This window comes from Pseudarthrobacter albicanus, from assembly GCF_018224015.1.
Classification (GTDB): Bacteria; Actinomycetota; Actinomycetes; order Actinomycetales; family Micrococcaceae; genus Arthrobacter; species Arthrobacter albicanus.
In genome coordinates this window covers 1-24,094 of sequence record NZ_JAGPOT010000095.1, presented here as the reverse complement: position 1 = coordinate 24,094, position 24,094 = coordinate 1, and the positions used below count along the sequence as shown (strand labels likewise).

The window sequence follows — 24,094 nt, the reverse complement described above, 5'->3', positions numbered from 1 at the left end:
AAATTCCCGGGCCCCGGCCTCTCATTCCCAGGCCGTCAGCGGGCCGCCCAAAGCTCCGAAGAGCGGCCCGGAAGCCGTATCCCATCTCCGGATTGCCCCTTGTTCAGCGCTCTCCTAGAGGACCTCGAGGATAAGGCTCAACAGCCGGGCCGCGGCGGGCCGCGCCGCGTGTTCCTCGTTCCACTGGGCCCGTGCGACAGCCTTGCTGACCGCCTGGGTCGTGATGCCGAGTTCCGCCGCGACGGCTTTCTGCTGCCCGCGCACACCGGGGGTCAGCAGATCCAGCACGCGCCATTCCGCGGTGCTCCGGTCATGCACGATCTGGCCGAGCAGGCGCAGGACGGCTTCCGCTTCCGCGGCCAGGTCCGCCAGCGGGCCCTCCACCGCGACCGGGACACGGTCCTTGCCATGGCGCAGCCGGTCCACGGCGCGCCTGGCGTAGACGAGGCCGTGGCCGGAGGCGTCCTTGATCTGGTTCGGCAAGGGTTCATTGACCGGGCCGACGCCGACGCCGACGTACCAGCTGCCGCTGCGGACGGCGATCATCACCGCTTCGACGGCCTGCAGCGGACAGTCCACGATGCCCTGGACCTCGTCCTCCACCGACCGGTCGAAGTCGAGGCGCGCCGGAATATGCCGCAGGTCCTTGAGGAGCTGCGGCACGCAGTCGCCGTCGCGCCGGCTGTCCGTTTGGTTGATCGTCAGCGTGAACATCTGGATCCACACTACCCGGTGGCAGCGGGGCAGCACCCGGGTGGGGACCGTGCGCTGTCCCGCGCTCGGGACCCGTGTGCCCGGGGGTTGTGCCGCGTCGGGAGACGTGTTGCCATGCAGGAACTGCCGCCGCCGGGAACGCCGGGGAAGCGAGGACTTCAGTGACGAATGATGTGAAGATGCACGCCGGCACCCCTCCGGGCGGGGCGCCGGCAGAGCGGCGCGGCCTGAGTAGCCGCGCCGTCGTGGCTAAATGCCGTTGAGCCCGGACAGCCCGCTCCGGGGCAGATGGATCCAGCCCTCGGTCCGGGCAGCCCCGGCATGTCCGGCATCGGGGCGCAGCGTCAGGCCGAGGGCGACTGCCCGCGCGGTCAGGGAGGCGATGAGCGCGTCGAACATATCATCGGAGGCGGCCAGCCGGTCATCATGTCCGGCCAGGTCCAGCCAGGGTGCGGCCGTGGACAGCGCGTCCAGGGCTACTGCGAGCCGCTCCGTTTCCGCCGCGCTCCGCCCTTTGTAACCGCGCGCCGGCAGGCCCCACAATTTCAGCGAAGCCGCCGGGTACACCTCGGCGAGCCGGCCGCTGCCGTCCCTGGCCTGCGGCCCGTGCTCCCGGGCGATCTTCGCCTGGATGACGGCGCACCGCATCGCCGGATGCGCCAGCCGGTCCGCGGAGACGCTGAGCGGGATCAGGCCGGTTTGACCGGTGACGAACCTGTCGGTGTCCCGGTAGGCCAGCAGCCGGCGGCCTTCGATCCCGTCATGGTCCAGCACGGGGTGCGCGTCGAAGTTCAGGTGCCCGGCCAGGAAGGGAAGGAAGGCGTCCGGCCAGCCCACGGGGCAGTCGATCCCCGTCATTTCGCTGCCGGCGAACAGGTCCACAATTTCCTGGTCTCCCACGTCCAGGGCCAGGTGTTCCAGACGGCCCGAACCGCCGGCCCACGCCAGGACCGCCACTGCTGTCTTGGGGGTCGCGGCAGCAAGATCGATGCCGAGGGTCCTCACCGGAATCCGCCATGGGCGGGGATCAGGGCCAAGGGCATGGGAGCAATGGACCGGATCACGGGCTCAGACCGAGCGGTACCGGAATGCGCCGGGGATCTGCCCACGGCGACCGAGTCCGTCGCCGGAGGCGAAGCGCGCCCAGACCGCGCGGAGGGCACGGCCCTGGGAGTTGATGTCGTCCCAGCTGGCGCCCGCAAGGAGCCCGGCACCTTCCCAGGTCCTTTTGTCTCCGAACAGGAGCGGCAGATCAACGGTATGGGCGGCCCCGTAGCTGTTTCCCGGCGCCCGCCACGACAGCACGTAGCTGTAAGCCTTGCCTCCTGCCCGCGCATGCCGCCGGGCAAACTTCCTGGCCGACCTGCCATAGACCGTTTCCGTCACGGCCCAGCTGATGACCTTGAGGATGGTGCCGCCCAGGACCGGGATCCTGGCCACGCGGCCCAGCGGCCGGCTGCCCGGCAGGAACAGGCGGGCTTCCTCGGACGTGTGTCCGATCAGGACCTCGATCTGCGGGGCAGCGGTGTTCCACGCGTCCTCAATGCCGGATTCCGGCGGCAGGGGCGAGTGCCCGTACTGCGTGCCGAACGGCATGGCAGCCATCAGGCCGTATTTCCGGGCCACCTGTGAAACGCGCTCTTCAACGGCCACCACGTCCATGGCCGGCGTGTCTTCGGTGACGGCTTCCGCGGCGATGCCCATGGCGGTGTTCATCTTTTTCCTTCCCCGCGAAATGCCCAGGGGCGCACTTTGAATGATAGCGCGCTGGAAGAGTGATGGGGCGTCCGGGGTCGCCATGAGGTGGGCTACGGCGTCGCCCCCTGCGGACTGCCCGAAAGCCGTGACGCGTCCCGGATCGCCGCCGAACGCGCCGATATTGCGCTGCACCCAGCGGAACGCCTCCAGCTGGTCCAGGAGGCCGAGGTTGCCTGGCCGGCCCGTGCCTGCTGCCAGGTATCCGAACAATCCCAGCCGGTACGTGACGGAAACGACGATGACCCGGGTCTCGGCAACCAGGGCCTTGGGATCGAAGATGGCCAGGTCCCCGGAGCCGGAGGTGTAGGATCCGCCGTGCAGCCACACCATGACCGGCACCCGCTCATCCTTATCGAGGTCCGCCGGCAGGGTGATCGAGAGCCGCTGGCAGTCCTCACTGCCGGGAAGCTCGCCGTACCGGGTGCCGAGGATGTCGTCCAGGAACGGTACCGGGCCCTGCGGGCAAGCCGGGGAAAGTGAGGTGGCGGTGAACACCCCGGTCCAATCGGGCGGACTCACCGGAGCCTGGAAACGTCCGGCAGTGGCATAGGGGATCCCGGTGGCGCGCACCACGTCACCGTCCCGCCATCCCGTGACCGGACCGCAGGGCGGGTTAAAGGCAGGGTCGGCGTTCATGAGCCAACGATTTCACACATTCCTGACACACCCGTTGGAAACGCCCGAACGGACACTTGAGGCCCCAAAATCCGCGGATTCGGGGCGTGAAGTGTCCGTTCGCGCTGTGGCGAGGCGGTGGGATCAGTGCGCTGCCGGTACGAAGCGCTTGATGGACGCCTCGAGCTCGGCTTCGGCGGCGGCGCGGTCGCCCCAGCCCTCGGCCTTGACCCATTTGCCCGGCTCCAGGTCCTTGTAGCGCGTGAAGAAGTGCTCGATTTCCTTGATCAGGAATTCGCTGACGTCGCTGATCTCCTTGATGTGATCGAAGCGGGCGTCGGCCGGGACGCACAGGATCTTGGCGTCCCCGCCGCCGTCGTCGGTCATGTTGAACACGCCGATGGGACGGGATTCAACGATCACGCCGGGGTGCAGATCGAAGTCCTGCAGGAGCACCAGCGCATCCAGCGGGTCGCCGTCCTCACCCAGGGTGTTCTCGAAGTAACCGTAGTGCGTGGGGTACTGCATCGAGGTGAACAGGACGCGGTCCAGACGGATGCGGCCGGTCTCGTGGTCGACTTCGTACTTGACGCGTGATCCCTTGGGGATCTCGATGGTCACGTCATGCTTCATGGAATGCTCCTTGACGATTTCAGGGGGTTGCGGCACACCAGGAAGACTGCCGGTGCCGCCGACTACTATTGAGGATATAGCGAGAGGCCCAGGTTTCAGGAACTAGTGGGGACATTTCAGGACTAAGGACCGACAGCAGCATGAAACGCAGAACCAGCCGCGTGGGCGCCCACCGGGCGCCCGGCCCGTTGCGCAGGCTCCTGCCCATGCTGCTCCTGAGCCTCCTCGTGGTGGCGCTCGGCGTCCCCGCCGGCATGGAAATCGCCCCCGCTTTCCATGGTCCGGACGGCACCGCGAACGCCCCGACGACGCCGGCTCCCTGGCAGCAGGCCCCCACCAGCCTCAGCCCGGCCGGCGCCGGCTCCGGGGCGATCACGCCGCTTAGCGCTTCGGCACCCCTCCCTGGTCCCGGCCCCCTCGCCGCCCGGCTCGACGACGCGCTCAAGACCGACGGCGCCGGAACCTTCAGCGGCGTGGTCCAGGACGCCGCCACGGGCCGGCTGCTCTTTGACCGTTCGGGTAATGAGGCGCGCGTTCCGGCGTCGAATATGAAGCTCCTGACGGCCGCCGCGGCGCTGCGCATCCTGGGCCCGGACCGGCGCTTCAGCACCAGGGTCGTGGCCGGGGCCGCGCCGGGCACCGTGGTCCTCACCGGCGGGGGAGACGTGCTCCTGGGCGCCGGCGAATCGGCCCCGGACGCGGTCCTCGGCCACGCCGGGCTCACCACCCTGGCGCAGGAGACCGTCCGCGCCCTCCAGAACGACGGCGCCGCCGGCACCGTCTCGGTGCGGCTGGACGACTCCCTCTTTACCGGCCCGTCCCTGAACCCGGGCTGGAGCCCCGAGGACGTGGCGGCAGGGGAGACGGCCCCGCTGTTCCCGCTGGCCCTGAACTCGGCACGCTTCGATCCGGCCCAGGCCACCGGCCCCCGCCCCCAGGACGCTGCCATGAGCGCGGCCGAGACGTTCTCCGCCCGGCTCACGGCGGCCGCCGCGGCGGCAGGACTGACGGTGGCTCCCGGCGTCGAACGGGTAGCGGCGCCGGCACCGGCACCGCCGGCCGGGGACCCCCCGGCAGGAGGCCCCCCGGCAGGAGGACAGGCCCGCGGGGGCGCCCGAGTCCTGGCGGAGGTCCAGTCCGCGACGGTCGGCGAGCAGGTGGACCTGCTGCTGCGGACCTCGGACAACTTCCTCACCGAGGTGATAGGCCGGATGTCAGCCCTCGCCGGCGGCCGGCCCGGGAGCAACGCCGGCGCCATCGACGCTGTGCTGGCGCAGCTGGCCGAACTGGGGATCCCCATGGACACGCTCCACGCCGCAGACGTCTCCGGCCTGGCCCTGGGCAACCAGGTCTCCGCCCGCCAGCTCTCCGAAGTGGTCCGGGCGATCACCTCCGGCGCCGACCCGCGGCTGCGCGCCGCCCTGGCCGGGTTCCCGGTGGCCGCCCTCACCGGGACGCTGGGGGCCCGCTACACCGACGCGTCCACGGCACGCGGCGCCGGCCTGGTCCGCGCCAAGACGGGCACCCTGAACACCGTGACCGCCCTCAGCGGCTACGTGGTGGACGCCGACGGCCGGCTGCTGGTGTTCTCCTTCATCGGCAACGGCCTGACCCCGGGCGCCGACAACAGGACCGCCCTGGACCGGACCGCGTCGGCCCTGGCCGGCTGCGGCTGCGGCTGCCGCTGACACCGGCGGGCGCCGCCGCCCGGGAAGGGCCGGTGTGCCCGTTCGCCGGTCAGCGAACTTAAGGCCGGATGTCAGGCGGCTGTGATCTGATGGGTGCTATGGAGTCCTCTGCAAGCCAGACATCAGCCCAAGCCCCCGCCCTGGTCAACTGGGAGATCGCCGCTTCCACCGCGGCCCGCCTGGCGCCTGCCGGGCCGACCCTGGGTTCCGCCGAAATCGGCGCAGCGGTGAACAACCTGCGTCTCATGGCGGACATTTCGGTGCCCCACGTCCACCACATCACCGGCCTTGAGGCTGCCCGGGACCTGCGTGATTCCTCCGTCCTGGTGGTGGACCGGGCCTCCTGGGCGAAGGCGAACACGCAGAGCTTTGCCGTCATGCTCCAGCCCGCCATGGAAAAGATGCTCGAGGGCCGCCGCGGCACCCTCAGCCCCGGCGCGGCCAACGTCGGCGGTGCCATCACCGGCGGCCAGCTGGGCGCGATCCTGGCGTTCCTCTCCAGCAAGGTCCTGGGCCAGTACGATCCCTTCTCGGCGCTCGCCGGGAACTCCACGGCCCCCGCCGCCGGCCGCCTGCTGCTGGTGGCTCCGAACATCATCACCGTGGAGCGCGACCTCAACGTTGAACCCGCCGATTTCCGGCTCTGGGTCTGCCTGCATGAACAGACGCACCGCGTGCAGTTCGCCGCGGCCCCCTGGCTGCGGCACCACATGCTGGCCGAGATCGAAAACCTCAGCGGCCAGCTGCTGGGCAACGTCGATTCCCTGCTGGAACGGGCCGCGGCCGCCGCCAGATCGCTCAGGGACCGGTCCGCGCCCGGCGCGGCCCCGGGCCGCGGCGCCATCCTTGACCTGCTGCAGAACCCGGAGGAAAAGGCCGCGCTCTCCCGCCTCACGGCCCTCATGAGCCTGCTCGAAGGCCACGCCAACGTGGTGATGGACGCCGTCGACGCCAGCATCGTACCCTCGGTGAAGACCATCCGGCAGCGCTTCAACGCACGGGGCAAGGACCGCGGCGTGATCGAGAAGTTCATCCGCAGCCTCCTGGGCCTCGATGCCAAGATGCGGCAGTACAGCGACGGCGCCAAGTTCGTCCGCGAAGTCGTCGCCGTGGCGGGGATGGACGGCTTCAACAGGGTCTGGGAATCGGCCGGCCAGCTGCCCACCGAAACCGAGATCCACGACTCGAAGCTCTGGCTCGAACGGATGGGGCTCTAGTCCCCGTGCCCGCCAGCAAGCCCCCCGCCGCCGCTCACGCCGCTCCCGTCGCTCTCCCCGCCGAAGAAACTGCCGCTCCCCCCGCCGTTTCCAGCGGACGACGCCGGCCCGGCCGGCTCGCGCCCGTCGTCGGCACCGCGCGGAAGATGCTGCAGGACGCCCTGGCCGGGGCCGGCTACCCGGAGAACGTGCTCGTCGCCTGCAGCGGGGGGCCGGACTCGCTGGCCCTCGCCGCCGTCGCCGCCTACTTTGCCCGCCGCGGCCACGTGGACGGGCACCCGGTGGCGGTGGGCGCCGTCGTCGTGGACCACCAGCTGCAGCCCGGCTCGGCCGAGGTGGCCGCCGCCACCTCAGGCGTGCTCAGGGAACTGGGGCTCTCGCCCGTAATGGTGCGCGCCGTGCAGGTCGCATCCGCCGGCATGGGGCCGGAAGCGGCCGCCCGGGAAGCCCGCCATGCGGCGCTCGAAGCCGCGGCAGCCGAGACCGGCGCCGGGGTGATCCTGCTCGGGCACACCCTGGACGACCAGGCCGAACAGGTCCTGCTGGGACTGGCGCGCGGCTCGGGCACGCGCTCCCTCGCGGGGATGCGGCCGGTCCGCGGGCGCCTGCTCCGGCCCTTCCTGGGCCTGCGGCGGGCCGAGACCCTGGCGATCTGCGCGGCGGAGGGCCTGGACCCCTGGCACGATCCCAGCAACGCCGATCCGGCCTTTGCTCGGTCCCGGACCCGGGTCGAAGTACTGCCGCTGCTGGAGGAGAAGCTCGGGCCCGGCGTGGCCGAATCGCTGGCCAGGACCGCCGCCATCCTGGCGCTGGACGCCGATTTCCTCGAGGACGTGGCGAACGACACCTTCGCCCGGCTGCGGGAGGACTCCGGGGCTGACATCAGCCTCCCGGAGGCCGCCCTGCGGGAACTGGCACCGGCCGTGAGGTTCCGGGTCATCGCCAAGGCCGCCGCCGCCGTCGGCGGTCAACAGCCGGGCTACCAGCGCCTGCTCGCCGCCGAAGCGCTGCTGCGCCGGCAGGGATCGGCCGGGCCGGTGGAGCTCCCCGGCGGGGTCAGCGTCTACCGGCTCTCACTGGCGCAGCTCCTTGCCCAGGGGCCGCCCGCCGCCGCCGGCGTTCCCCGCGAGGGCGCCCGCTGTGGGAAGCTTGTATTCCGGCCTCACAAACCGCCCCGAATATAGTCGACCCCGCATCTACACAGGAGCTATTGGTGGATTCAAACGACGTCCAGGCAGACCTCAAACACGTTCTGTACTCCAGGGAGCAGATCCAGTCCCGGATCACCGAGCTCGCTGCCCAGATCGACAAGGACTACGAAGGCCGCGATCTGCTGATCGTCGGCGTGCTCAAGGGGGCCGTGATGGTCATGGCAGACCTGGCGCGGGCACTGCACAGCCACGTCTCGATGGACTGGATGGCCGTCTCCTCCTACGGCTCCGGCACGCAGTCCTCCGGCGTGGTCCGCATCCTCAAGGACCTCGACACGGACCTGATGGGCAAGGACGTCCTGATCGTCGAGGACATCATCGACTCCGGGCTGACGCTGTCCTGGCTCAAGACCAACCTGGAATCACGCGGCACGGCTTCGGTCGAGATCTGCACCGCCTTCCGCAAGCCCACGGCCACCAAGGTCAAGATCGACGTCAAGTACGTCGGCTACGACATCCCCAACGAGTTCGTCGTGGGCTACGGCCTGGACTACGCCGAGAAGTACCGCAACCTGGACTTCGTGGGCACCCTCGCCCCGCACGTCTACGAATAGCCCCGCCCCCGCCCGGCGGTGCGCCCCGGGCCCTGCGGTGCACCCCGGCGCCTCGACGCGGAAGTGTGGCCCACGGCCCGCCCGGCTACGCCCAGAGGGAACTTTTGGAGTTCACCGTGCGTGAGTCACTCCGACGGTGTATAGCTAGAAACTGACGCAGCACCTCACGCGCGCAGATCGGTCGCCGTGCAGCACTACCAGGAGGGACGGGGCCAGCCCCGAACAGATGAAAGCTAAGAGTTTCTTCAAGGGCCCGGGCATCTGGATTGTCGTCGTCGTCGCTATGCTCCTGTTGGCCTTTGCCACTTTGGCACCGGCGGGTGCGAGCCGGATCGACACCGACAAGGGCCTCGCGCTGCTGACCGCAGGCGGCAAGGTCGAACAGGCCAAGATCTTCGACGCCGAGAACCGCGTGGACCTCGTCCTGAAGGACAACCTGACGGTCGACGGCCAGGACAAGGGCAAGAACATCCAGTTCTACTACGTCAATGCCCGCGCCCAGGATGTCGTCAAGGCCGTCACGGACTCCAAGCCGCCGAGCGGCTTCACCGACCAGCCGCTGGAAAACAACTGGTTCTCCGGGCTGTTCTCCCTCCTGATCCCCGTGCTGCTGCTGGGGGTCCTGTTCTGGTTCCTGCTCTCCCGCATGCAGGGCGGCGGCTCCAAGGTCATGCAGTTCGGCAAGTCCAAGGCCAAGCTGGTCAACAAGGACATGCCGCAGGTCACCTTCAGCGACGTCGCCGGCGCCGACGAGGCCGTCGAGGAACTCGAAGAGATCAAGGAGTTCCTCGCGGAGCCGGCCAAGTTCCAGGCCGTCGGCGCCAAGATCCCGAAGGGTGTGCTGCTCTACGGGCCTCCGGGCACCGGCAAGACCCTCCTGGCCCGCGCGGTTGCCGGCGAGGCCGGAGTGCCGTTCTTCTCGATCTCCGGTTCCGACTTCGTGGAAATGTTCGTCGGCGTGGGCGCCTCCCGTGTCCGCGACCTGTTCGAGCAGGCGAAGTCCAACGCGCCCGCCATCATCTTCGTGGATGAGATCGACGCCGTCGGCCGTCACCGCGGCGCCGGCATCGGCGGCGGCAACGACGAGCGCGAGCAGACCCTCAACCAGCTGCTGGTTGAGATGGACGGCTTCGACGTCAAGACCAACGTCATCCTGATCGCCGCCACCAACCGCCCCGACGTGCTCGACCCGGCCCTGCTGCGTCCGGGCCGCTTCGACCGCCAGATTGGCGTCGAGGCCCCCGACCTGATCGGCCGCGACCAGATCCTGAAGGTCCATGCGAAGGGCAAGCCGATGGCTCCCGGCGTCGACCTGCGGGCCGTCGCGAAGAAGACCCCCGGCTACACCGGCGCGGATCTGGCCAACGTGCTCAACGAGGCCGCCCTGCTGACCGCCCGCTCCAACGCGAACCTGATCGACGACCGCGCCCTCGACGAGGCCATCGACAGGGTCATGGCCGGTCCGCAGAAGCGCAGCCGCGTCATGAAGGAACACGAGCGCAAGGTCACCGCCTACCACGAGGGCGGCCACGCCCTGGTGGCGGCAGCCCTGCGGAACTCGGCGCCGGTCACCAAGATCACCATCCTGCCCCGCGGCCGGGCCCTGGGCTACACGATGGTGGTTCCGGAAAACGACAAGTACTCGGTGACCCGCAACGAACTGCTCGACCAGATGGCCTACGCCATGGGCGGCCGCGTCGCGGAAGAACTCGTCTTCCACGACCCGTCCACCGGTGCGTCCAACGATATCGAGAAGGCCACCGGCATCGCCCGGAAGATGGTCACCGAGTTCGGCATGAGTGAGCGAGTCGGCGCCGTACGCCTGGGCCAGGGCGGCGGCGAGCCCTTCCTGGGACGCGACGCCGGGCACGAGCGCAACTACTCCGACCAGATCGCCTACATCGTCGATGAGGAGGTGCGCCGCCTGATCGACGGCGCGCACGACGAGGCCTACGCCATCCTCACCGAAAACCGCGACGTCCTGGACGAGTTGGCCCTCGAACTGCTGGAACGCGAAACCCTGAACCAGGCCGAAATCGCGCAGGTCTTCGTCAACATCCGCAAACGCGATTTCCGCGATGTGTGGCTCTCCAAGGAGACCCGCCCGATCCAGTCCGCAGGCCCGGTGGAGTCCCGCATGGAGAAGGCCGAACGCGAGGCCCAGGAGGAAGCCACGCAGGCCCGGCTCGAGGAGCCCCTCGACGCCGAGCCCCCGCACCCCCAGGGCGTCGGCAGCCAGGACTCCTTCCGGAGCGGCGGTACGGATCTGGGGCCCGACGGCCATCCCGGCTAAGCTTCATCTGTGACTTTCATCTTTGACGACGACGACGACGTTCCCGCCTCCGCCGCTCCCGGCGCTCCTGTGCCGGGGAGCGGGCACGGGAGCGGGCACGCGTCCGCCCATGCACATGTTCCGGCCGTGGACCGCCCGCGGATCCAGGCCGCGGTGCGGGAAATCCTGCTGGCCATCGGCGAGGACCCGGACCGTGCGGGCCTCGTGGACACCCCCAAGCGGGTCGCCAAGGCCTACACCGAGATGTTCGCGGGCCTGCACCATGATCCGGCGGAAATCCTGGCCACCACCTTCGACCTCGACCACGAGGAACTGGTGCTGGTCAAGGACATTCCCTTCTACTCCACCTGCGAACACCACCTGGTGCCGTTCCACGGGGTGGCGCACGTGGGCTACATCCCCTCGCACGACGGCAAGGTCACCGGCCTGAGCAAGCTGGCCCGGCTCGTGGACATGTTCGCGAAGCGCCCGCAGGTCCAGGAACGGCTGACCACCCAGATCGTCGAAGCCCTCGTCACCCACCTCAAGCCGCGCGGCGCGATCGTCGTGATCGAATGCGAACACCTCTGCATGTCCATGCGCGGCATCCGCAAACCCGGCGCCAAGACCGTCACCAGTGCGGTACGCGGGCAGCTCCATGACCCGGCCACCCGTGCCGAAGCCATGAGCCTCATCATCGGAAGGTAATACAACAGACTATGGACTCCCTCGCTGCAGCCCCGGGAACCGGGCCGGCAACCACCCCGCTTCCCATCCTGCGCAAGCCCCGTCCCGCGGCGCACTTCAAGGACCTGCCCACGGACCGGACGCTCGTGATGGGCATCGTTAACGTCACCCCGGACTCCTTCAGCGACGGCGGGCAGCACGCGACGGCGGAGGCCGCCATCGCCGCCGGGCTGCGGATGTTCTACGCGGGGGCCGACATCATCGACGTCGGCGGGGAATCCACCCGCCCCGGCGCGGTCGAGGTCAGCGTCGACGAGGAAAAGCGGCGCGTCCTTCCGGTCATCGTGGCGCTGGTCAAGGCCGGGGCGCTGGTCAGCATCGACACGACCCACGCCGCCACGGCCGCAGCGGCGCTCGACGCCGGGGCCGCGATCATCAACGACGTCTCCGGGCTGACGATGGAGCCGGAGATGGCCGAACTCGCCGCCCGGACCAAGGCGCCCTACGTCCTCACCCACCGCCGCGGCAACGCGGGCACGATGGACTCCCTGACCGACTACCGGAACGTGGCCGAAGACGTCGCAGCGGAACTCGCCGGAGTCCGCGACAAGCTCTACGCCGCCGGCGTCGCCCCGGAGCGGATCATCGTGGACCCGGGACTCGGCTTCGCCAAGAACGACGCGCAGAACTGGGAACTCCTGGCGCATCTGGACGTCCTGCAGGCGCTGGGCCACAGGGTCCTGGTGGCCGGCTCGCGCAAGCGGTTCCTGGGCACCCTGCTGACGGTGGCCGGCAAGGCCGCGGCGCCGGCCGAACGTGATGCCGCCACCGCCGCCATCACCGCCATCAGCGCCGTCCGCGGCGCCTGGGCGGTGCGCGTGCACGACGTCGGCCCCAGCCTTGACGCGGTCAAGGTCGCCGCACGCATAGCGCCGCCCACGGCAACTAAACCGGCCGCGTCCGGCCCCAGCTGACCCGGGCTGCCACCATGGACCAGATCACGCTGAGCGGTGTCACCGCCGTCGGCCATCACGGGGTCTTCGACTTCGAACGCCGCAACGGGCAGCCGTTCGTTGTTGACGCGGTGCTGCACCTCGACTTCGGCGCGGCCGCCGTCTCCGACGATGTCCTGCACACGGCGCACTACGGTGAAGTGGCCGAATGCATCCGGGGCTGGATCACGGGGGAGCCGCTGAACCTGATCGAGGCCCTGGCCGTGCGGATTGCCGAGGACGTGCTGGCTAAATTCCCGGTCTCCGCCGTGGACATCACCGTGCACAAGCCCCAGGCCCCCATCGCGGTCGAATTCGGCGACGTCTCCGTCAGCGTGCACCGGGTTGCCCAGGCACGGCCATGAGTCCCTCCTTCACGCGCGCCGTGATTGCCCTCGGCAGCAACCTGGGGGAGCGGAACGACACCCTCACCGTCGCCGTCGCCGATCTTGTCGACCCCCCCGAGGTCCGGCTCCTGGCCATCTCGCCGATCGTGCAGACGAAGGCGGTCGGGGGGCCGGCGGACCAGCCGGACTTCCTCAACATGGTCATCGCGGTGGAAACCAGCCTCACCGCGCCGGAACTGCTGCGGCACTGCCAGGCGGTGGAGGGCCAGCACCTCCGGGTCCGCGGGGTCCGGTGGGGTCCGCGGACCCTCGACGTGGACATCATCACCTACGGGGACGCCGTGAGTTCGGACCCCGCGCTCACGCTGCCGCATCCCCGTGCCGCCGAGCGGGCCTTCGTGCTGTATCCGTGGTCGCTGATCGACCCCTCTGCCGAGCTGAACGGGGAAAAAGTCGGCGATCTCGCGGCCAGGGCCGCGGACTTCGCCGGCCTCGCACCGTTCGACGGCTTTGAAGACAACCGCTTTGAAGACCGCAGCGGCGCAGCCGGAGCGGTGGAGCCATGAAGCTGACGAACCCCCTCCTGCTGCTCGCGATCGGCGCGGCTGTGGGAATGCTGGGCTGGCTCGCGGCCGTGCTGACCACCCGCTACAGCCTCAACACCCCGGTGCTGCCGCTGACGGGCCTCGTCACGATGGGCGTGATCGTGGTCCTCACCCTGGTGCTGGGCATCCGGGTGCTCCGCTGGCGGAACGGCAAGAAGAAGACAATGCTCAACCCGATCCTGGCCGCCTGGACCCTCGTCCTCGCCCAGGCCTGCGCGTACACCGGCACCGTGCTGCTGGGCTGGCACGCGGGGATCTTCATTGACCAGCTGCGGCTCTGGAACCTCCGCAGCGACCAGGGCATCAGCTGGCAGGCCCTGGCCATGGCCGGAGGCGGCCTGGCCATGGTCGTGGTGGGCCTGGCGGTGGAACGGTTCTGCCGGATTCCCCCGGAAGACAGCGACGCCGATACGGCTCCCGGACCCCAGGAAAAGCGCAAGCCCCAGGCTGAAGGTGAATATGCCTACCGAGGCCATTGACCCGCCCGGCATTGCCTGGCTGCGGGTTTCCCCGAAGTACGTCACCGTGCGCCTCGCCGGCTGGGCCCTCGCCAACCTCATCGTGCTGGCCGTGCTGGCCGTGCCGCTCGTGCTGGTCCTGTCCGGCGCGTGGACGTGGCCCCCGCTCTGGCTGGCGGCCGCCGTGCCCGCCGTGATGCTGCTCCTGGCCCTCGGCCGGCTCGCGCTCATCCCGCGCCAGGTGGGTTCCATCGGCTACGCGGAGCGCGAGGACGACCTCCTCATCCGCCGCGGCATCTTCTTCCAGCGCACCCTCGTGGTCCCCTACGGCCGCATGCAGTACGTGGACATCGGCGCCGGACCGGTGGAACGCGCCCTGGGCCTGTGCACGCTGAAGCTGCACACCGCCTCCGCCGGGACCAGCGCGGAAATCCCGGGGCTGCCCGCCGGGGAAGGGGCGCGGCTCCGTGAGCAGCTGTCCGCCCGCGGTGAAGCCCGGCTGGCCGGGCTGTGACGGGTCTGCCGTGACGGAGGGGATGCCCGACGGCGCGTGGCTGCGCGTGCATCCGGCCTCCCCGTTCGTCCGCGGCTGGGTGGCGCTGGCAGCGATCGGATTCTTCTTCGGCCGCGACACCTTCGAGCGGCTCCTGCAGGGCGGTCCCCTCATCGACGAGCAATTCGCCGGCCGTGCCCCGTGGCTCCTGCTCGGCGGCGGAACGCTGCTCCTGCTCACCGTGGCCGGCTACATCCTGACATGGTATTTCACCCGCTACCAGGTGGCCGCGGGCTACGTCCGGGTCAACACCGGCTTCCTCTTCAGGCAGCAGCGCCAGGCCCGGCTGGACCGGGTCCAGGCGATCGACATCGTGCAGCCGCTGCTGGCCCGGATCTTCGGCCTGGCCGAGCTCAAATTCGAGGTGGCCGACGCCGGGGAGTCCGCGGTGCGGCTCGCCTACCTGCGGATGGCCGACGCCCGGCAGCTGCGTGCCACGATCCTGGCCCGCGCGGCCGGGGTGGCGGACAGCCCCGAAAGTCCCGAGGCCGTCGAGGCCCCCGAACACGCCGTGCTGACCGTGCCGCCGTCGCGCCTGGCCGGGTCGCTGCTCCTGAGCGAGCAGAGCGTGGGCGTGGTGCTCGGCGGCGTGGCGTCGGTGGCGCTGTCCGCCGTCACCGAGAACCGCGCCTTCTACCTCTACCTGATCCCGGCCGCGCTTGGCCTGGTGACCGCCTACTGGTCCATGTTCAACAAGGGCTACAACTTCACCGCCGCCGTTTCCCCGGACGGCATCAGGCTGCGCTACGGGCTGCTGGACACCCAGGCGCAGACCCTGCCGCCGGGCAGGATCCAGGCGCTGCGGGTCAGCCAGCCGCCGCTGTGGCGGATCTTCGGCTGGTACCGGATGCAGGCCAACGTGGCCGGCTACGGCGCTGCCGGCACCAACGGTGAGGGCTCGGCCCGCACCACGCTCCTCCCCGTCGGAACCTTCGCCGACGTGCTGGCCATGCTCTCCCTGGTCCTGCCCGACCCCGGGACCCCCGACCCTGTCCGCGTCGTCACCGCGGGCCTGCGCGGGCTGGCGGACCCGGCAGGCACCCCGGACCGGGACGCCGACGGCGGCTTCGTCACCACCCCGCGCCGCGCCCGCCTGCTCGCGCCGCTGGGGTGGCGGCGCAACGGCTTCGTCGCCACCGACACGGCCCTGCTGATCCGCTCGGGCCGCTGGTGGCGGCACCTGGTGATGGTGCCGCATCAGCGGACGCAGTCAATCGCGCTGGAACAGGGCCCGCTGGCCCGGCGCTTCAGGGTGGTTGACCTTGTCCTGCACACCACGGCCGGTCCGGTGTCCCCGAGACTCGTCCAGGCCGGCCTCGAGGAAGGCCGGGCCCTGTTCGAGGCCCAGTCCGCCCGCGCCAGCGCGGCCCGGAAACTGCAGCGAAGTGAACACTGGCTGGCGCTGCCGCCGGTGGTTGAGCCTGTCGAAACCCCGGATCTCGACAAGCTCGATCACCGGTCAGAGCCCGATCACCGGTCAGAGCCCGATCACCGGGTCCAACCCGCCGCCAAAGGCCAAAGCAACCAGAAAGGCCCGCACCATGGCTAAGCCCGGACGCCTCGGCATCGGAATCATCGGCGCCGGCAAGGTCGGCGCCGTCCTGGGCGCGGCGCTGCGGGGCGCCGAGCACGCCGTCATCGGCGTGTCGGCGGTCTCGGACGCCAGCCGGGAACGGGCCGATACCCTGTTGCCCGGCGTGCCCGTCCTGGAGGTGCGGGAGATTGTGGAGCGGGCCGAACTGGTGCTGCTCGCGATTCCGGATGATGCCCTGGGCCCCCTCGTGGAGGGCCTCGCCAAGCTCGGGGCGTGGCAGCCGGGCCAGCTCGTGGCACACACCTCCGGCCGGTTCGGCGTCGGGATCCTGCACCCGGTCCGCGCCGCCGGGGCAGTGCCGCTGGCGCTGCACCCGGCGATGACGTTCACCGGTATGAGCCTGGACCTCACCCGGCTGCTGGACTGCACCTTCGGCGTCACGGCTGACCCCGCGATGCTGCCGATCGCGCAGGCGCTCGTGGTGGAGATGGGCGCCGAGCCCGTGGCCATCGCCGAGGGCGACCGCGTGCTCTACCACGCGGCCCTCGCGCACGGCTCCAACCACCTGGTCACCCTCGTGGCGCAGGCCTCGCAGCTGCTGCGGGAGGTCGGCGTCGACGCCCCCGAACGCATGCTGGGACCGCTGCTGCGCGCCACCCTCGAAAACGCGCTCGCCTCGGGGGAATCGGCCCTGACCGGACCGGTGGCACGCGGGGACGCGGGCACCGTGGCAGCGCACGCGGAAGCCCTCCGCGAGCACGACGGCGGGTCCGGCGGGGATATTCTGGAGGCCTACCTGGCCATGGCCCGGGCGACGGCCCGCCGGGCAGGACGCCGGGGCCTGCTGGGGCCGGAAAGACTCGACGGCGTCAGGCAGGCACTCGACGGCCAGGACCGTGAACCGGGCCACGACGGCCGGCAATCCTAAGGAAGGTCCATGACATGGCAATCCAACTCGTGACGACGGCGGCCGCGCTGCGGGCCGAAAGCGCACGCCTGCTCACGCGCAGGCGCGGCGCGTCCCAGGGCCTGGTCCCCACCATGGGCGCCCTGCACGAGGGGCATGCCCAACTGGCGCGCACCGCCGTCGCCCAGAACGACGTCGTGGTGGCCAGCATCTTCGTCAACCCGCTGCAGTTCGGCGACGCCGCCGACCTGGACCGCTACCCCCGCACCCTGGAGGCGGACCTGGCCCTCCTCGACGCCGAGGGCGTGGACCTGGCCTTCGCGCCGTCCGTGGACGAGGTGTACCCCGGCGGGGAACCCCTGGTGCGGATCACCGCGGGGCCGATGGGGGAGAAGTGGGAGGGCGCCTCCCGCCCCGGACACTTCGACGGCGCCCTGACCGTCGTCGCGAAGCTGCTGCACTACGGCACGCCGGGGGCGGGGCTTCCCGGTGGCGACGCCACCGGCGCGGGCCTGCCGGCGTACCGGGCCTATTTCGGCCAGAAGGATGCACAGCAGCTGGCCCTGGTCCGGCGGATGGTGGAGGACCTGAACTTCCCGGTGGAGATCGTGGCCGTGCCGACCGTGCGCTCCGCGGACGGTCTCGCGCTGTCCAGCCGCAACCGTTTCCTCTCGGACGGGGAGCGCGAGGCGGCCCTCGTGTTGTCCCGGGCCCTGCGGCTGATCGAGGAGCGGGCCAACGCCCACGAGCCGCTGGACCTGGACTCAGCGCAGGCGCTGGTCGGGTCGCAGCCGCTCGTGGGGCTGGACTATTTCGAGGTCGTGGATCCGCGCACCCTCGAGCCGCTCGCGGAGAACTGCCGGGACACCCCGTTCCGCGGCGAGGGCCTGGCCCTCATCGCGGCCAAGGTCGGCCCGGTCCGCCTGATCGACAACGCGCCGCTGAACTCCTGACACAACAACGCGGGGTCACTCCGCGCCCATGCGGCGGCCCTCCATGGGCCGTATCTGACCCCGTAATGACCCTGCGGCGCATTTCCGGCGACGGGAATGCGGCCGGGGCTTAGACTGTTGGAATCTGCAGCAGCGCCGACGCTCGCCGGACCCACACCCAACTCCCTGAGGGAATGCCCATGTCAACAGACGTCAATTCCAACGCTGCCCGCGACCCCGCACCGGGCGCTGCCCCCGCCATCCCCGCGCCCGCCGCTGCGCCGACTGTGGCGTCAACTGTGGCGCCAATAAAGATGTCCCGCGAATCCGTCACCATCATCGTCACGTTGCTGGTGTCCACCTTCGTGGTGATCCTGAACGAAACCATCATGAACGTCGCCCTGCAGCGGCTGATGGTGGATCTCGGGATCGACGCGCCCACCGTGCAGTGGCTGTCCACGGGCTTCATGCTGACCATGGCCGTCGTGATCCCGACCACGGGGTTCATCCTGCAGCGGTTGTCCACCCGGGCAGTGTTCATGCTGGCCATGGGTCTGTTCTCCGGCGGCACGCTCCTGGCCTCCGTCGCGCCGGGATTCGAAGTCCTCCTGCTGGCCCGCATCGTCCAGGCCGGCGGCACGGCCATCATGCTTCCGCTCCTGATGACCACCATCCTCACCCTGGTGCCGGTGGAACGCCGCGGAGCCGTGATGGGCAACGTGAGCATCGCCATCTCGGTGGCGCCGGCCATGGGCCCCACGGTCTCCGGCCTGATCCTCGAACACTTTTCCTGGCGGTTCATGTTCGTCTTCGTCCTGCCGATCGCCCTCGCCGCGTTTGCCATCGGCTTCCGGTATCTGACCAACATCGGCGAAACCGGGAAGACCCGCCTTGATGCCCTCTCCGTCGTACTGACTGTTCCCGCGTTCGGCGGCCTCGTCTACGGCCTGAGCCAGATCGGTGGCGGCCGTGGCGGACCCGGCGCCCCCGCCGTTGCTGCGCTGGCCGTGGGCGTGGTCGCCCTGCTGGCGTTCGTGCTCCGCCAGCTCCGGCTGCAGAAGTCCGACGCTCCGCTGCTGGACCTGCGTGCCTTCAGGTTCCGGATGTTTACGGTCTCTGTCCTGCTGCTGGTGGTGGCCATGGTCGCCCTGTTCGGCGCGGTGATCCTGCTGCCCCTTTACCTGCAGGAAATCCGCGGGCTCAAGTCGCTGGAGACAGGCCTTGCGCTGCTGCCCGGGGGGCTCGCGATGGGCCTGCTGGGGCCGTTCATCGGGCGGCTTTTCGACAAGGTCGGCCCCCTGCCCCTGACCGTCACCGGCTCGGTCCTGATGGTGGCGTCCCTGTGGCAGTTCTCCCTGCTGGACGCCGGCACGCCGGTCGGCTGGATCATTGCCCTTCACGTGGCGCTGAGCCTGGGCCTGGCGCTGCTGTTCACCCCCGCCTTCACGACCGGCCTGAACCCGCTGCCGCCGCACCTCTACTCCCACGGTTCGGCCATCATGAGCACGCTGCAGCAGGTCGCCGGCGCCGCCGGGACGGCACTGCTGGTCTCGATCTACGCCGTGGTCGCGGCCGGGGCCGGCATTGTCGCCGGCATGCACGCGGCGTTCCTGACCGCCGCGGTCATAGCCCTCGCCGCCGTCGTGCTGTCCGCCCTGATGCGCAAGACCGCCGGTGCAGAACAGCCCGCCGCGGCCGCCCACTAGCCCTGCCCGATTAGGCGCGAACGTACACTTGGGGCCCCGAAAACCGCGGATTCGGGGCGCCAAGTGTCCGTTCGGGCCTGGGTGGCCGCTGGGGTGGTCGTGCCCGCGCTGCTTCAGCCGGCGAAGAAGGCGCTCAGCTCGGAGATCAGCCGGTCCGGGGCCTTGTTGACGCCGTCGTGCCCCATACCCGGCAGGATCGTGTAGCTCGAGCCGGAGAGCACCTCGTGGATCTGGGCGCAGGCCACGCCGAAGTACGCGGGGCTCTTCTCGCCCACGATGATGAGGGTCTCCAGGGGCAGTTCAAGGAACGGCTCGGCCGGCATGTCGGCGGCGATGATGGCCTTGATTTCGCGGACCCCGGTCTGCATCAGCTCGCGCAGCTGCTTGCCGATCGGGGTGCCGGACGTCAGCTTGTTGGCCAGGGTCAGCATCGACAGCGGCATCCGGGACAGGGCGCTGCCGGTTTCGAGGCCCCTGACCAGCACGGCGAGGGCGCGGTCGTCGTCGCCGGCCGCCGTCGCCCGCTCATATTCGGTGGTCCAGTCCGCCGTGACGCTGTGGTTCACGGAGACGGCGGGGTCGTACACGGCCAGCCGTTCCACCGGCAGCGTGCGGGCCGCGTGCAGGGCCACCGCACCGCCGAAGCTGTGTCCGAAGACGTCCGTGCTCGAGGTCTGTTTCATCACCGCATCGAGGTCGTGGATGTCCGCCTCCAGGGTGTAGTCCTCCGGCTGCGGCGACGAGGAGCCGCGTCCGCGCCGGTTGAAGGTGTGCACCGGCCGGCCGAGCGAGGCGCTGAGCTTCTGCGCGAAGCGGGTGTAATCGGCGGCCGTCACCATGGACGCCGGCACGACGACGACGCCGGAGCCCGCCGAGGCGAGCTCGGCACCCGTGCTGAAAAGCTCAATGGTTCCGCCGTCGGGGGTTCTGATGTTCTCGCGGGTCATGGTCAGAGCCTAGCCGAGGCACCCGCCACCGCGCAGCCGGCCTCCCCGCCCGGGACCGCCCGGGAGCGGGCGGACGCTGCCGGACCCGCCGAGCAGGAACTTCGCCGTGGTCACGGCGAGCCGGTTCCCAGGCCGGAGGGGGCCTTCATGCAGCTGCCCGGGAACCACGGCGAACTCGATGGCCGGGACCGCGGCGGCGAGCTGCCGCCCGGTCTCGGCAAAGTACGCGGGGCTCCAGCCGCCGCTGAGCATCAGCGTGGGGGTGGTGATGGCGGCGAAGTCCGCCAGCTCCGCGTCAGCGCCCAGCACGGCGCGCATCTCCGCGACGGCGGTGGGCAGCAGTCTGCGCATCTCGGCGCCCAGGCTGGTCCGGGCCGAGAGGATGCTGAGCATCCGCAGCGCGCCCAGGGGCAGCCTGGACACCGGGCCCGCCGTTTCCAGGCCCTGGACCAGGTGGGCCCAGGCATGGTCCAGCTCGCCGCCGGCCACCGAACGTTCCAGCTCCGGGCGCCAGCGCCGGTTGAGGTTTCCGGACAGGGAGACCGCCGCGTCATACGTCACCATCCGGCGGATCGGAAGGCTCCGCGCCGTCTCCAAGGCCACGAAACCGCCGAAGCTGTGCGCCACAACGTCGGTGGACCCCGTCTCGCGCAGCACGGCGGCCAGGTCCGCGGTTTCCGTCGCGGCGCAGTACCCGTTCGGCTGCGGCGAGGACCCGGCCCTGCCGCGCCGGTTGTAGCAGTGCACCGGCCGCCCCAGCAGCCGGACGAGTTTCCCGGCGAAGGGCCGGTAGAGCGCATCGGTGACCAGCGTCCCGTGCACCACGACGACGGCGGCCCCCGCCGGGGCTGCCGGCGCTCCGGGCACTGCCGGCGCCCGGCCTCCGGCCGCCGCCGGGGCTGCCGGAGCGGGCGCCGGATGAAACGTGTGCACCTCAAGGTGCCCCTCGCCGTCGTCCGTCGCCACCGTCCACGTCTCCACAGCCTGAGTCTATTCCCGTATCCCTGCCCGGCACCGGGAACCTGTGCGGGCAGAACTCCCGGTAAACTTGGGGATTGTGACTTCCCAAAACACCCCCGCCCCGAACACCGCCGCCGAGCCGGCCGACGCCAGCGAACAGATGCGCATCCGGATGGAGAAGCGCGCCAGGCTGATCGAGCGCGGCATCGAGGCGTATCCGGTGGGGGTCGGGCGCACCCATTCGCTGGGCGAGATCCGCGAAAAGTACGCCCACCTCCAGGCCGACGAGACCACCGGCGACGTGGTCGGCGTGACCGGGCGCATCGTGTTCATCCGGAACACCGGCAAGCTCTGCTTCGTCACCCTCCAGGAGGGCGGCGTCGACGGCAAGGCCGTCCGCCTGCAGGCCATGCTGAGCCTGGCCAACATCGGCGAGGAAGCCCTCGCGGACTGGAAGGCCCTCGTTGACCTGGGCGACCACGTCTTCGTCAAGGGTGAAGTCATCTCCTCGCGGCGCGGCGAGCTGTCCGTCATGGCCGAATCCTGGTCGATGGCATCGAAGGCGCTGCGCCCGCTGCCGACGCTGCACGCCGAACTCAACGAGGAAACCCGGGTCCGCCAGCGCTACGCGGACCTCATGGTCCGTGACGAGGCCCGCGAAATGGTCTACACCCGGGCCGCGGTCACCCGTTCCATCCGCGAGACCCTGCACCGCCAGGGCTACGTCGAGGTGGAAACGCCGATGCTGCAGTTGGTCCACGGCGGCGCCACGGCCCGCCCCTTCGAGACGCACATGAACGCCTTCGACCAGAAGATGACGCTGCGCATCGCCACCGAGCTGTACCTCAAGCGCACCGTCGTCGGCGGGATCGACCGCGTCTACGACATGGGCCGGGTGTTCCGCAACGAGGGCGTCGACTCGACCCACAGCCCCGAATTCACCACCCTGGAAAGCTACGAGGCCTGGGCCGACCAGTTCGTCATGGCCGACCGGATCAAGGAGATCATCCTTGACGCCGCGGACGCCGCCGGCGTGGGCCGGGTCCTGCAGACCGAGGCCGGGGAGATCAACCTCGACGGCGACTGGGCCTGGCTGGCCGTGTACCCGGGACTTTCCGACTTCGTGGGCCGGGAAGTCACCCCCGACACTCCGGCCGCTGAGCTGCTGGAGCTGGCCGCCAAGCACGAGGTCAAGGTCGACGCCGGCTGGGAAGCCGAGAAGCTCGTGGTCGAACTCTTCGGCGAACTCGTCGAGCCGACGCTGCTGAACCCCACCTTCGTCTACGACTACCCCCCGTCCGCCCAGCCGCTGGCCCGCCAGCACCGCGAGGACGACCGGCTGATCGAAGCCTGGGACCTGATCATCGGCGGCATGGAGCGGGGAACGGCCTTCTCCGAACTGATCGACCCGGTCATCCAGCGTGAACGCCTCACCGAGCAGTCCCGCCGCTCCGCCGCAGGCGATGTCGAAGCCATGCAGTTGGATGAGGACTTTCTCCGTGCACTGGAATACGGTGCCCCGCCAATGGGCGGGATCGGCCTTGGCATCGACCGGCTGGTAATGCTCTTTACCGGCGCCGGAATCCGCGAGACCATCCTTTTCCCCCTGCTGAAGCCCGAAGGACACTGATCGTGGACTACATCGCCGTATTGCTGCCGTCCGTCGTCGTCGGCCTTATATTCTGGTTCGCGATGAAATCGATTTTCAATGCGGACAAATCGGAGCGCCAGGCCGAAGCCCGCGCGCAGGCGGAAGCCGCAAAGCGTGCGCAGGGGCAGGATGCCGGCCCGGCGGACGGGCATTCCGCCGGGAATAGCAAATAGCGGCGAACTAATCCGGCCTTTGGTTTTCCTTTGGCCGGATTTTTCCACTTTGACGCGGTGCCGTAAAGCAGAGGATACTTTTTACAGATACATCCTGCTTTTTTAGATACCCGTCCTATTGGAAAGAGGGCCTTTATGGCACAGAAAGTAAAAATCATCCTCGTGGATGATCTGGATGGGGGATCCGCGGACGAAACCGTCCGGTTTGGCCTTGACGGCGTCGGTTATGAAATCGACCTGTCATCCGGCAATGCGTCAGAACTCCGCTCTGCAGTCGAGCGGTTTGTCGCCCACGCACGCAAGACATCGGGGGGCCGCCCCACGCGGACCAAAATCTCGAGCGGACGTAACCAGGACTCCGCGCAGATCCGTCAGTGGGCCCGTGACAACGGCTACGCGGTCAACAGCCGCGGCCGGATCCAGGCTGAGATCCAGGAGGCCTACCACAAGGCCAATTCCTAAACCGGACCGGCGCCCTGCCGACGGCGGTGCCCCGCCAGCCCTGCCGGCAGTGCCCCCGCCATCCCGGCGGGGGCACTTGCCGTATGCGCGGCAAAGCGGGCGCCCTCCGCACGCCCCCGGTTAAGGCCCGGCCGGCCCCGCCGGGGCCGGCTTCCGAGGCGCTGTGCGTCGGCGCGGATGCGCCCCGGTTTCCCCTGTGGCGAACAAACCCCAAATCTGGAACCGGGCCACGTAGCATCAAAGTACGTCGTAGCTAGGAGTGTGGCGAAATGTTTGAGCGATTTACGGACCGTGCCCGTCGCGTAGTTGTGCTTGCCCAAGAAGAGGCGCGCATGCTGAACCACAATTACATTGGTACCGAACACATCCTCTTGGGTCTGATCCATGAGGGTGAAGGTGTTGCCGCCAAAGCCCTTGAGTCCTTGAGCATTTCGCTCGACGGCGTCCGCGAGCAGGTGCAGGAGATTATCGGCCAGGGCCAGCAGGCCCCGTCCGGGCACATCCCCTTCACGCCGCGT

Annotated in this window: 25 protein-coding genes; 19 read left to right on the top strand and 6 right to left on the bottom strand. The window is 69.8% G+C overall.

Annotated features, from left to right (window positions below):
* Positions 1 to 114: 114 nt before the first annotated feature.
* From J9611_RS17705 to J9611_RS17690, 4 genes are all read right to left on the bottom strand, one after another.
* The gene (locus tag J9611_RS17705; RefSeq protein ID WP_211882099.1) at positions 115 to 714 is read right to left on the bottom strand and encodes a MarR family transcriptional regulator; all 600 of its coding nucleotides are present in this window, start codon (positions 712 to 714) and stop codon (positions 115 to 117) included.
* A gap of 249 nt (positions 715 to 963) precedes the next feature.
* Positions 964 to 1,719 (bottom strand): DUF429 domain-containing protein, encoded by a 756-nt coding sequence (locus tag J9611_RS17700; RefSeq protein ID WP_211882097.1) that lies wholly within the window; start codon positions 1,717 to 1,719, stop codon positions 964 to 966.
* A gap of 63 nt (positions 1,720 to 1,782) precedes the next feature.
* On the bottom strand, positions 1,783 to 3,108 hold the full coding sequence (locus J9611_RS17695) for a carboxylesterase family protein (RefSeq protein ID WP_211882095.1): 1,326 nt from the start codon (positions 3,106 to 3,108) through the stop codon (positions 1,783 to 1,785).
* Between the two features lie 123 nt (positions 3,109 to 3,231).
* Positions 3,232 to 3,720: an inorganic diphosphatase gene (locus J9611_RS17690; protein WP_211882094.1), complete on the bottom strand. Its 489-nt coding sequence runs from the start codon at positions 3,718 to 3,720 to the stop codon at positions 3,232 to 3,234.
* A gap of 140 nt (positions 3,721 to 3,860) precedes the next feature.
* Here J9611_RS17690 and J9611_RS17685 point away from each other — a divergent pair, with 140 nt between their 5' ends.
* From J9611_RS17685 to J9611_RS17615, 15 genes are all read left to right on the top strand, one after another.
* Entirely contained in the window at positions 3,861 to 5,408 is a 1,548-nt protein-coding gene (locus J9611_RS17685; RefSeq protein WP_211882092.1) for a D-alanyl-D-alanine carboxypeptidase/D-alanyl-D-alanine-endopeptidase, read from the top strand.
* A 98-nt stretch (positions 5,409 to 5,506) separates the two neighbouring features.
* Positions 5,507 to 6,625 carry an Rv3626c family coenzyme F420 biosynthesis-associated protein gene (locus tag J9611_RS17680; protein WP_211882090.1) on the top strand — a complete coding sequence of 373 codons (1,119 nt, stop codon included), beginning with the start codon at positions 5,507 to 5,509 and terminating at the stop codon, positions 6,623 to 6,625.
* A 146-nt stretch (positions 6,626 to 6,771) separates the two neighbouring features.
* Entirely contained in the window at positions 6,772 to 7,809 is a 1,038-nt protein-coding gene (gene tilS, locus J9611_RS17675; RefSeq protein ID WP_211882104.1) for a tRNA lysidine(34) synthetase TilS, read from the top strand.
* 29 nt (positions 7,810 to 7,838) lie between these two features.
* Positions 7,839 to 8,390: a hypoxanthine phosphoribosyltransferase gene (gene hpt / locus J9611_RS17670; RefSeq protein WP_211882088.1), complete on the top strand. Its 552-nt coding sequence runs from the start codon at positions 7,839 to 7,841 to the stop codon at positions 8,388 to 8,390.
* 226 nt (positions 8,391 to 8,616) lie between these two features.
* Positions 8,617 to 10,683, top strand: a complete 2,067-nt coding sequence (gene ftsH / locus J9611_RS17665) for an ATP-dependent zinc metalloprotease FtsH (RefSeq protein ID WP_211882086.1) — start codon at positions 8,617 to 8,619, stop codon at positions 10,681 to 10,683.
* A gap of 69 nt (positions 10,684 to 10,752) precedes the next feature.
* Entirely contained in the window at positions 10,753 to 11,370 is a 618-nt protein-coding gene (gene folE, locus J9611_RS17660) for a GTP cyclohydrolase I FolE (protein ID WP_372447814.1), read from the top strand.
* 11 nt (positions 11,371 to 11,381) lie between these two features.
* On the top strand, positions 11,382 to 12,323 hold the full coding sequence (gene folP, locus J9611_RS17655) for a dihydropteroate synthase (protein ID WP_211882084.1): 942 nt from the start codon (positions 11,382 to 11,384) through the stop codon (positions 12,321 to 12,323).
* A 14-nt stretch (positions 12,324 to 12,337) separates the two neighbouring features.
* On the top strand, positions 12,338 to 12,706 hold the full coding sequence (folB, locus tag J9611_RS17650; protein ID WP_211882083.1) for a dihydroneopterin aldolase: 369 nt from the start codon (positions 12,338 to 12,340) through the stop codon (positions 12,704 to 12,706).
* Positions 12,703 to 13,254 (top strand): 2-amino-4-hydroxy-6-hydroxymethyldihydropteridine diphosphokinase, encoded by a 552-nt coding sequence (gene folK / locus J9611_RS17645; RefSeq protein ID WP_211882082.1) that lies wholly within the window; start codon positions 12,703 to 12,705, stop codon positions 13,252 to 13,254. Before folB ends, folK begins: the two co-directional genes overlap by 4 nt.
* A complete protein-coding gene (locus J9611_RS17640) occupies positions 13,251 to 13,772 on the top strand; it encodes a DUF3180 domain-containing protein (protein ID WP_211882081.1) in 522 nt (173 codons plus the stop codon). The genes folK and J9611_RS17640 overlap by 4 nt, the downstream gene beginning before the upstream one ends.
* Positions 13,753 to 14,265, top strand: a complete 513-nt coding sequence (locus J9611_RS17635; RefSeq protein ID WP_211882080.1) for a PH domain-containing protein — start codon at positions 13,753 to 13,755, stop codon at positions 14,263 to 14,265. Before J9611_RS17640 ends, J9611_RS17635 begins: the two co-directional genes overlap by 20 nt.
* A gap of 22 nt (positions 14,266 to 14,287) precedes the next feature.
* Entirely contained in the window at positions 14,288 to 15,853 is a 1,566-nt protein-coding gene (locus J9611_RS17630; protein WP_211882101.1) for a PH domain-containing protein, read from the top strand.
* Entirely contained in the window at positions 15,846 to 16,766 is a 921-nt protein-coding gene (locus J9611_RS17625; RefSeq protein ID WP_211882079.1) for a Rossmann-like and DUF2520 domain-containing protein, read from the top strand. The genes J9611_RS17630 and J9611_RS17625 overlap by 8 nt, the downstream gene beginning before the upstream one ends.
* Positions 16,767 to 16,780: 14 nt before the next feature.
* Complete coding sequence (panC, locus tag J9611_RS17620; RefSeq protein WP_211882078.1) at positions 16,781 to 17,698, top strand: pantoate--beta-alanine ligase; 918 nt, start codon at positions 16,781 to 16,783, stop codon at positions 17,696 to 17,698.
* Positions 17,699 to 17,877: 179 nt separating this feature from the next.
* Positions 17,878 to 19,383, top strand: coding sequence for a DHA2 family efflux MFS transporter permease subunit (locus J9611_RS17615; RefSeq protein WP_211882075.1), 1,506 nt, complete (start codon positions 17,878 to 17,880; stop codon positions 19,381 to 19,383).
* A gap of 113 nt (positions 19,384 to 19,496) precedes the next feature.
* Here J9611_RS17615 and J9611_RS17610 read toward each other — a convergent pair whose 3' ends face one another.
* Complete coding sequence (locus J9611_RS17610) at positions 19,497 to 20,330, bottom strand: alpha/beta fold hydrolase (RefSeq protein WP_211882073.1); 834 nt, start codon at positions 20,328 to 20,330, stop codon at positions 19,497 to 19,499.
* Between the two features lie 9 nt (positions 20,331 to 20,339).
* Positions 20,340 to 21,311, bottom strand: a complete 972-nt coding sequence (locus J9611_RS17605) for an alpha/beta fold hydrolase (RefSeq protein ID WP_211882071.1) — start codon at positions 21,309 to 21,311, stop codon at positions 20,340 to 20,342.
* A 76-nt stretch (positions 21,312 to 21,387) separates the two neighbouring features.
* Between J9611_RS17605 and lysS the strand changes: the two genes are divergently transcribed.
* From lysS to J9611_RS17585, 4 genes are all read left to right on the top strand, one after another.
* Positions 21,388 to 22,920 (top strand): lysine--tRNA ligase, encoded by a 1,533-nt coding sequence (lysS, locus tag J9611_RS17600; RefSeq protein WP_211882069.1) that lies wholly within the window; start codon positions 21,388 to 21,390, stop codon positions 22,918 to 22,920.
* 2 nt (positions 22,921 to 22,922) lie between these two features.
* Positions 22,923 to 23,114 (top strand): hypothetical protein, encoded by a 192-nt coding sequence (locus tag J9611_RS17595; protein WP_211882067.1) that lies wholly within the window; start codon positions 22,923 to 22,925, stop codon positions 23,112 to 23,114.
* Positions 23,115 to 23,249: 135 nt separating this feature from the next.
* The gene (locus J9611_RS17590) at positions 23,250 to 23,576 is read left to right on the top strand and encodes a histone-like nucleoid-structuring protein Lsr2 (RefSeq protein WP_211882065.1); all 327 of its coding nucleotides are present in this window, start codon (positions 23,250 to 23,252) and stop codon (positions 23,574 to 23,576) included.
* Positions 23,577 to 23,845: 269 nt separating this feature from the next.
* A partial coding sequence (locus J9611_RS17585) for a Clp protease N-terminal domain-containing protein (RefSeq protein WP_281414591.1) occupies positions 23,846 to 24,094 on the top strand: 249 nt, incomplete at its 3' end.

Excerpts from the sequence above, each read along its gene's own strand:
- folK (WP_211882082.1), top strand. The coding sequence starts at position 12,703 with ATGAGTCCCTCCTTCACGCGCGCCGTGATTGCCCTCGGCAGCAACCTG.
- J9611_RS17610 (WP_211882073.1), bottom strand. The coding sequence starts at position 20,330 with ATGACCCGCGAGAACATCAGAACCCCCGACGGCGGAACCATTGAGCTT.
- ftsH (WP_211882086.1), top strand. The coding sequence starts at position 8,617 with ATGAAAGCTAAGAGTTTCTTCAAGGGCCCGGGCATCTGGATTGTCGTC.
- J9611_RS17705 (WP_211882099.1), bottom strand. The coding sequence starts at position 714 with ATGTTCACGCTGACGATCAACCAAACGGACAGCCGGCGCGACGGCGAC.
- folB (WP_211882083.1), top strand. The coding sequence starts at position 12,338 with ATGGACCAGATCACGCTGAGCGGTGTCACCGCCGTCGGCCATCACGGG.
- folP (WP_211882084.1), top strand. The coding sequence starts at position 11,382 with ATGGACTCCCTCGCTGCAGCCCCGGGAACCGGGCCGGCAACCACCCCG.
- J9611_RS17590 (WP_211882065.1), top strand. The coding sequence starts at position 23,250 with ATGGCACAGAAAGTAAAAATCATCCTCGTGGATGATCTGGATGGGGGA.
- J9611_RS17640 (WP_211882081.1), top strand. The coding sequence starts at position 13,251 with ATGAAGCTGACGAACCCCCTCCTGCTGCTCGCGATCGGCGCGGCTGTG.
- tilS (WP_211882104.1), top strand. The coding sequence starts at position 6,772 with ATGCTGCAGGACGCCCTGGCCGGGGCCGGCTACCCGGAGAACGTGCTC.
- panC (WP_211882078.1), top strand. The coding sequence starts at position 16,781 with ATGGCAATCCAACTCGTGACGACGGCGGCCGCGCTGCGGGCCGAAAGC.
- J9611_RS17690 (WP_211882094.1), bottom strand. The coding sequence starts at position 3,720 with ATGAAGCATGACGTGACCATCGAGATCCCCAAGGGATCACGCGTCAAG.
- J9611_RS17630 (WP_211882101.1), top strand. The coding sequence starts at position 14,288 with ATGCCCGACGGCGCGTGGCTGCGCGTGCATCCGGCCTCCCCGTTCGTC.
- J9611_RS17685 (WP_211882092.1), top strand. The coding sequence starts at position 3,861 with ATGAAACGCAGAACCAGCCGCGTGGGCGCCCACCGGGCGCCCGGCCCG.
- J9611_RS17695 (WP_211882095.1), bottom strand. The coding sequence starts at position 3,108 with ATGAACGCCGACCCTGCCTTTAACCCGCCCTGCGGTCCGGTCACGGGA.
- J9611_RS17625 (WP_211882079.1), top strand. The coding sequence starts at position 15,846 with ATGGCTAAGCCCGGACGCCTCGGCATCGGAATCATCGGCGCCGGCAAG.
- J9611_RS17680 (WP_211882090.1), top strand. The coding sequence starts at position 5,507 with ATGGAGTCCTCTGCAAGCCAGACATCAGCCCAAGCCCCCGCCCTGGTC.
- J9611_RS17635 (WP_211882080.1), top strand. The coding sequence starts at position 13,753 with ATGCCTACCGAGGCCATTGACCCGCCCGGCATTGCCTGGCTGCGGGTT.
- J9611_RS17615 (WP_211882075.1), top strand. The coding sequence starts at position 17,878 with ATGTCAACAGACGTCAATTCCAACGCTGCCCGCGACCCCGCACCGGGC.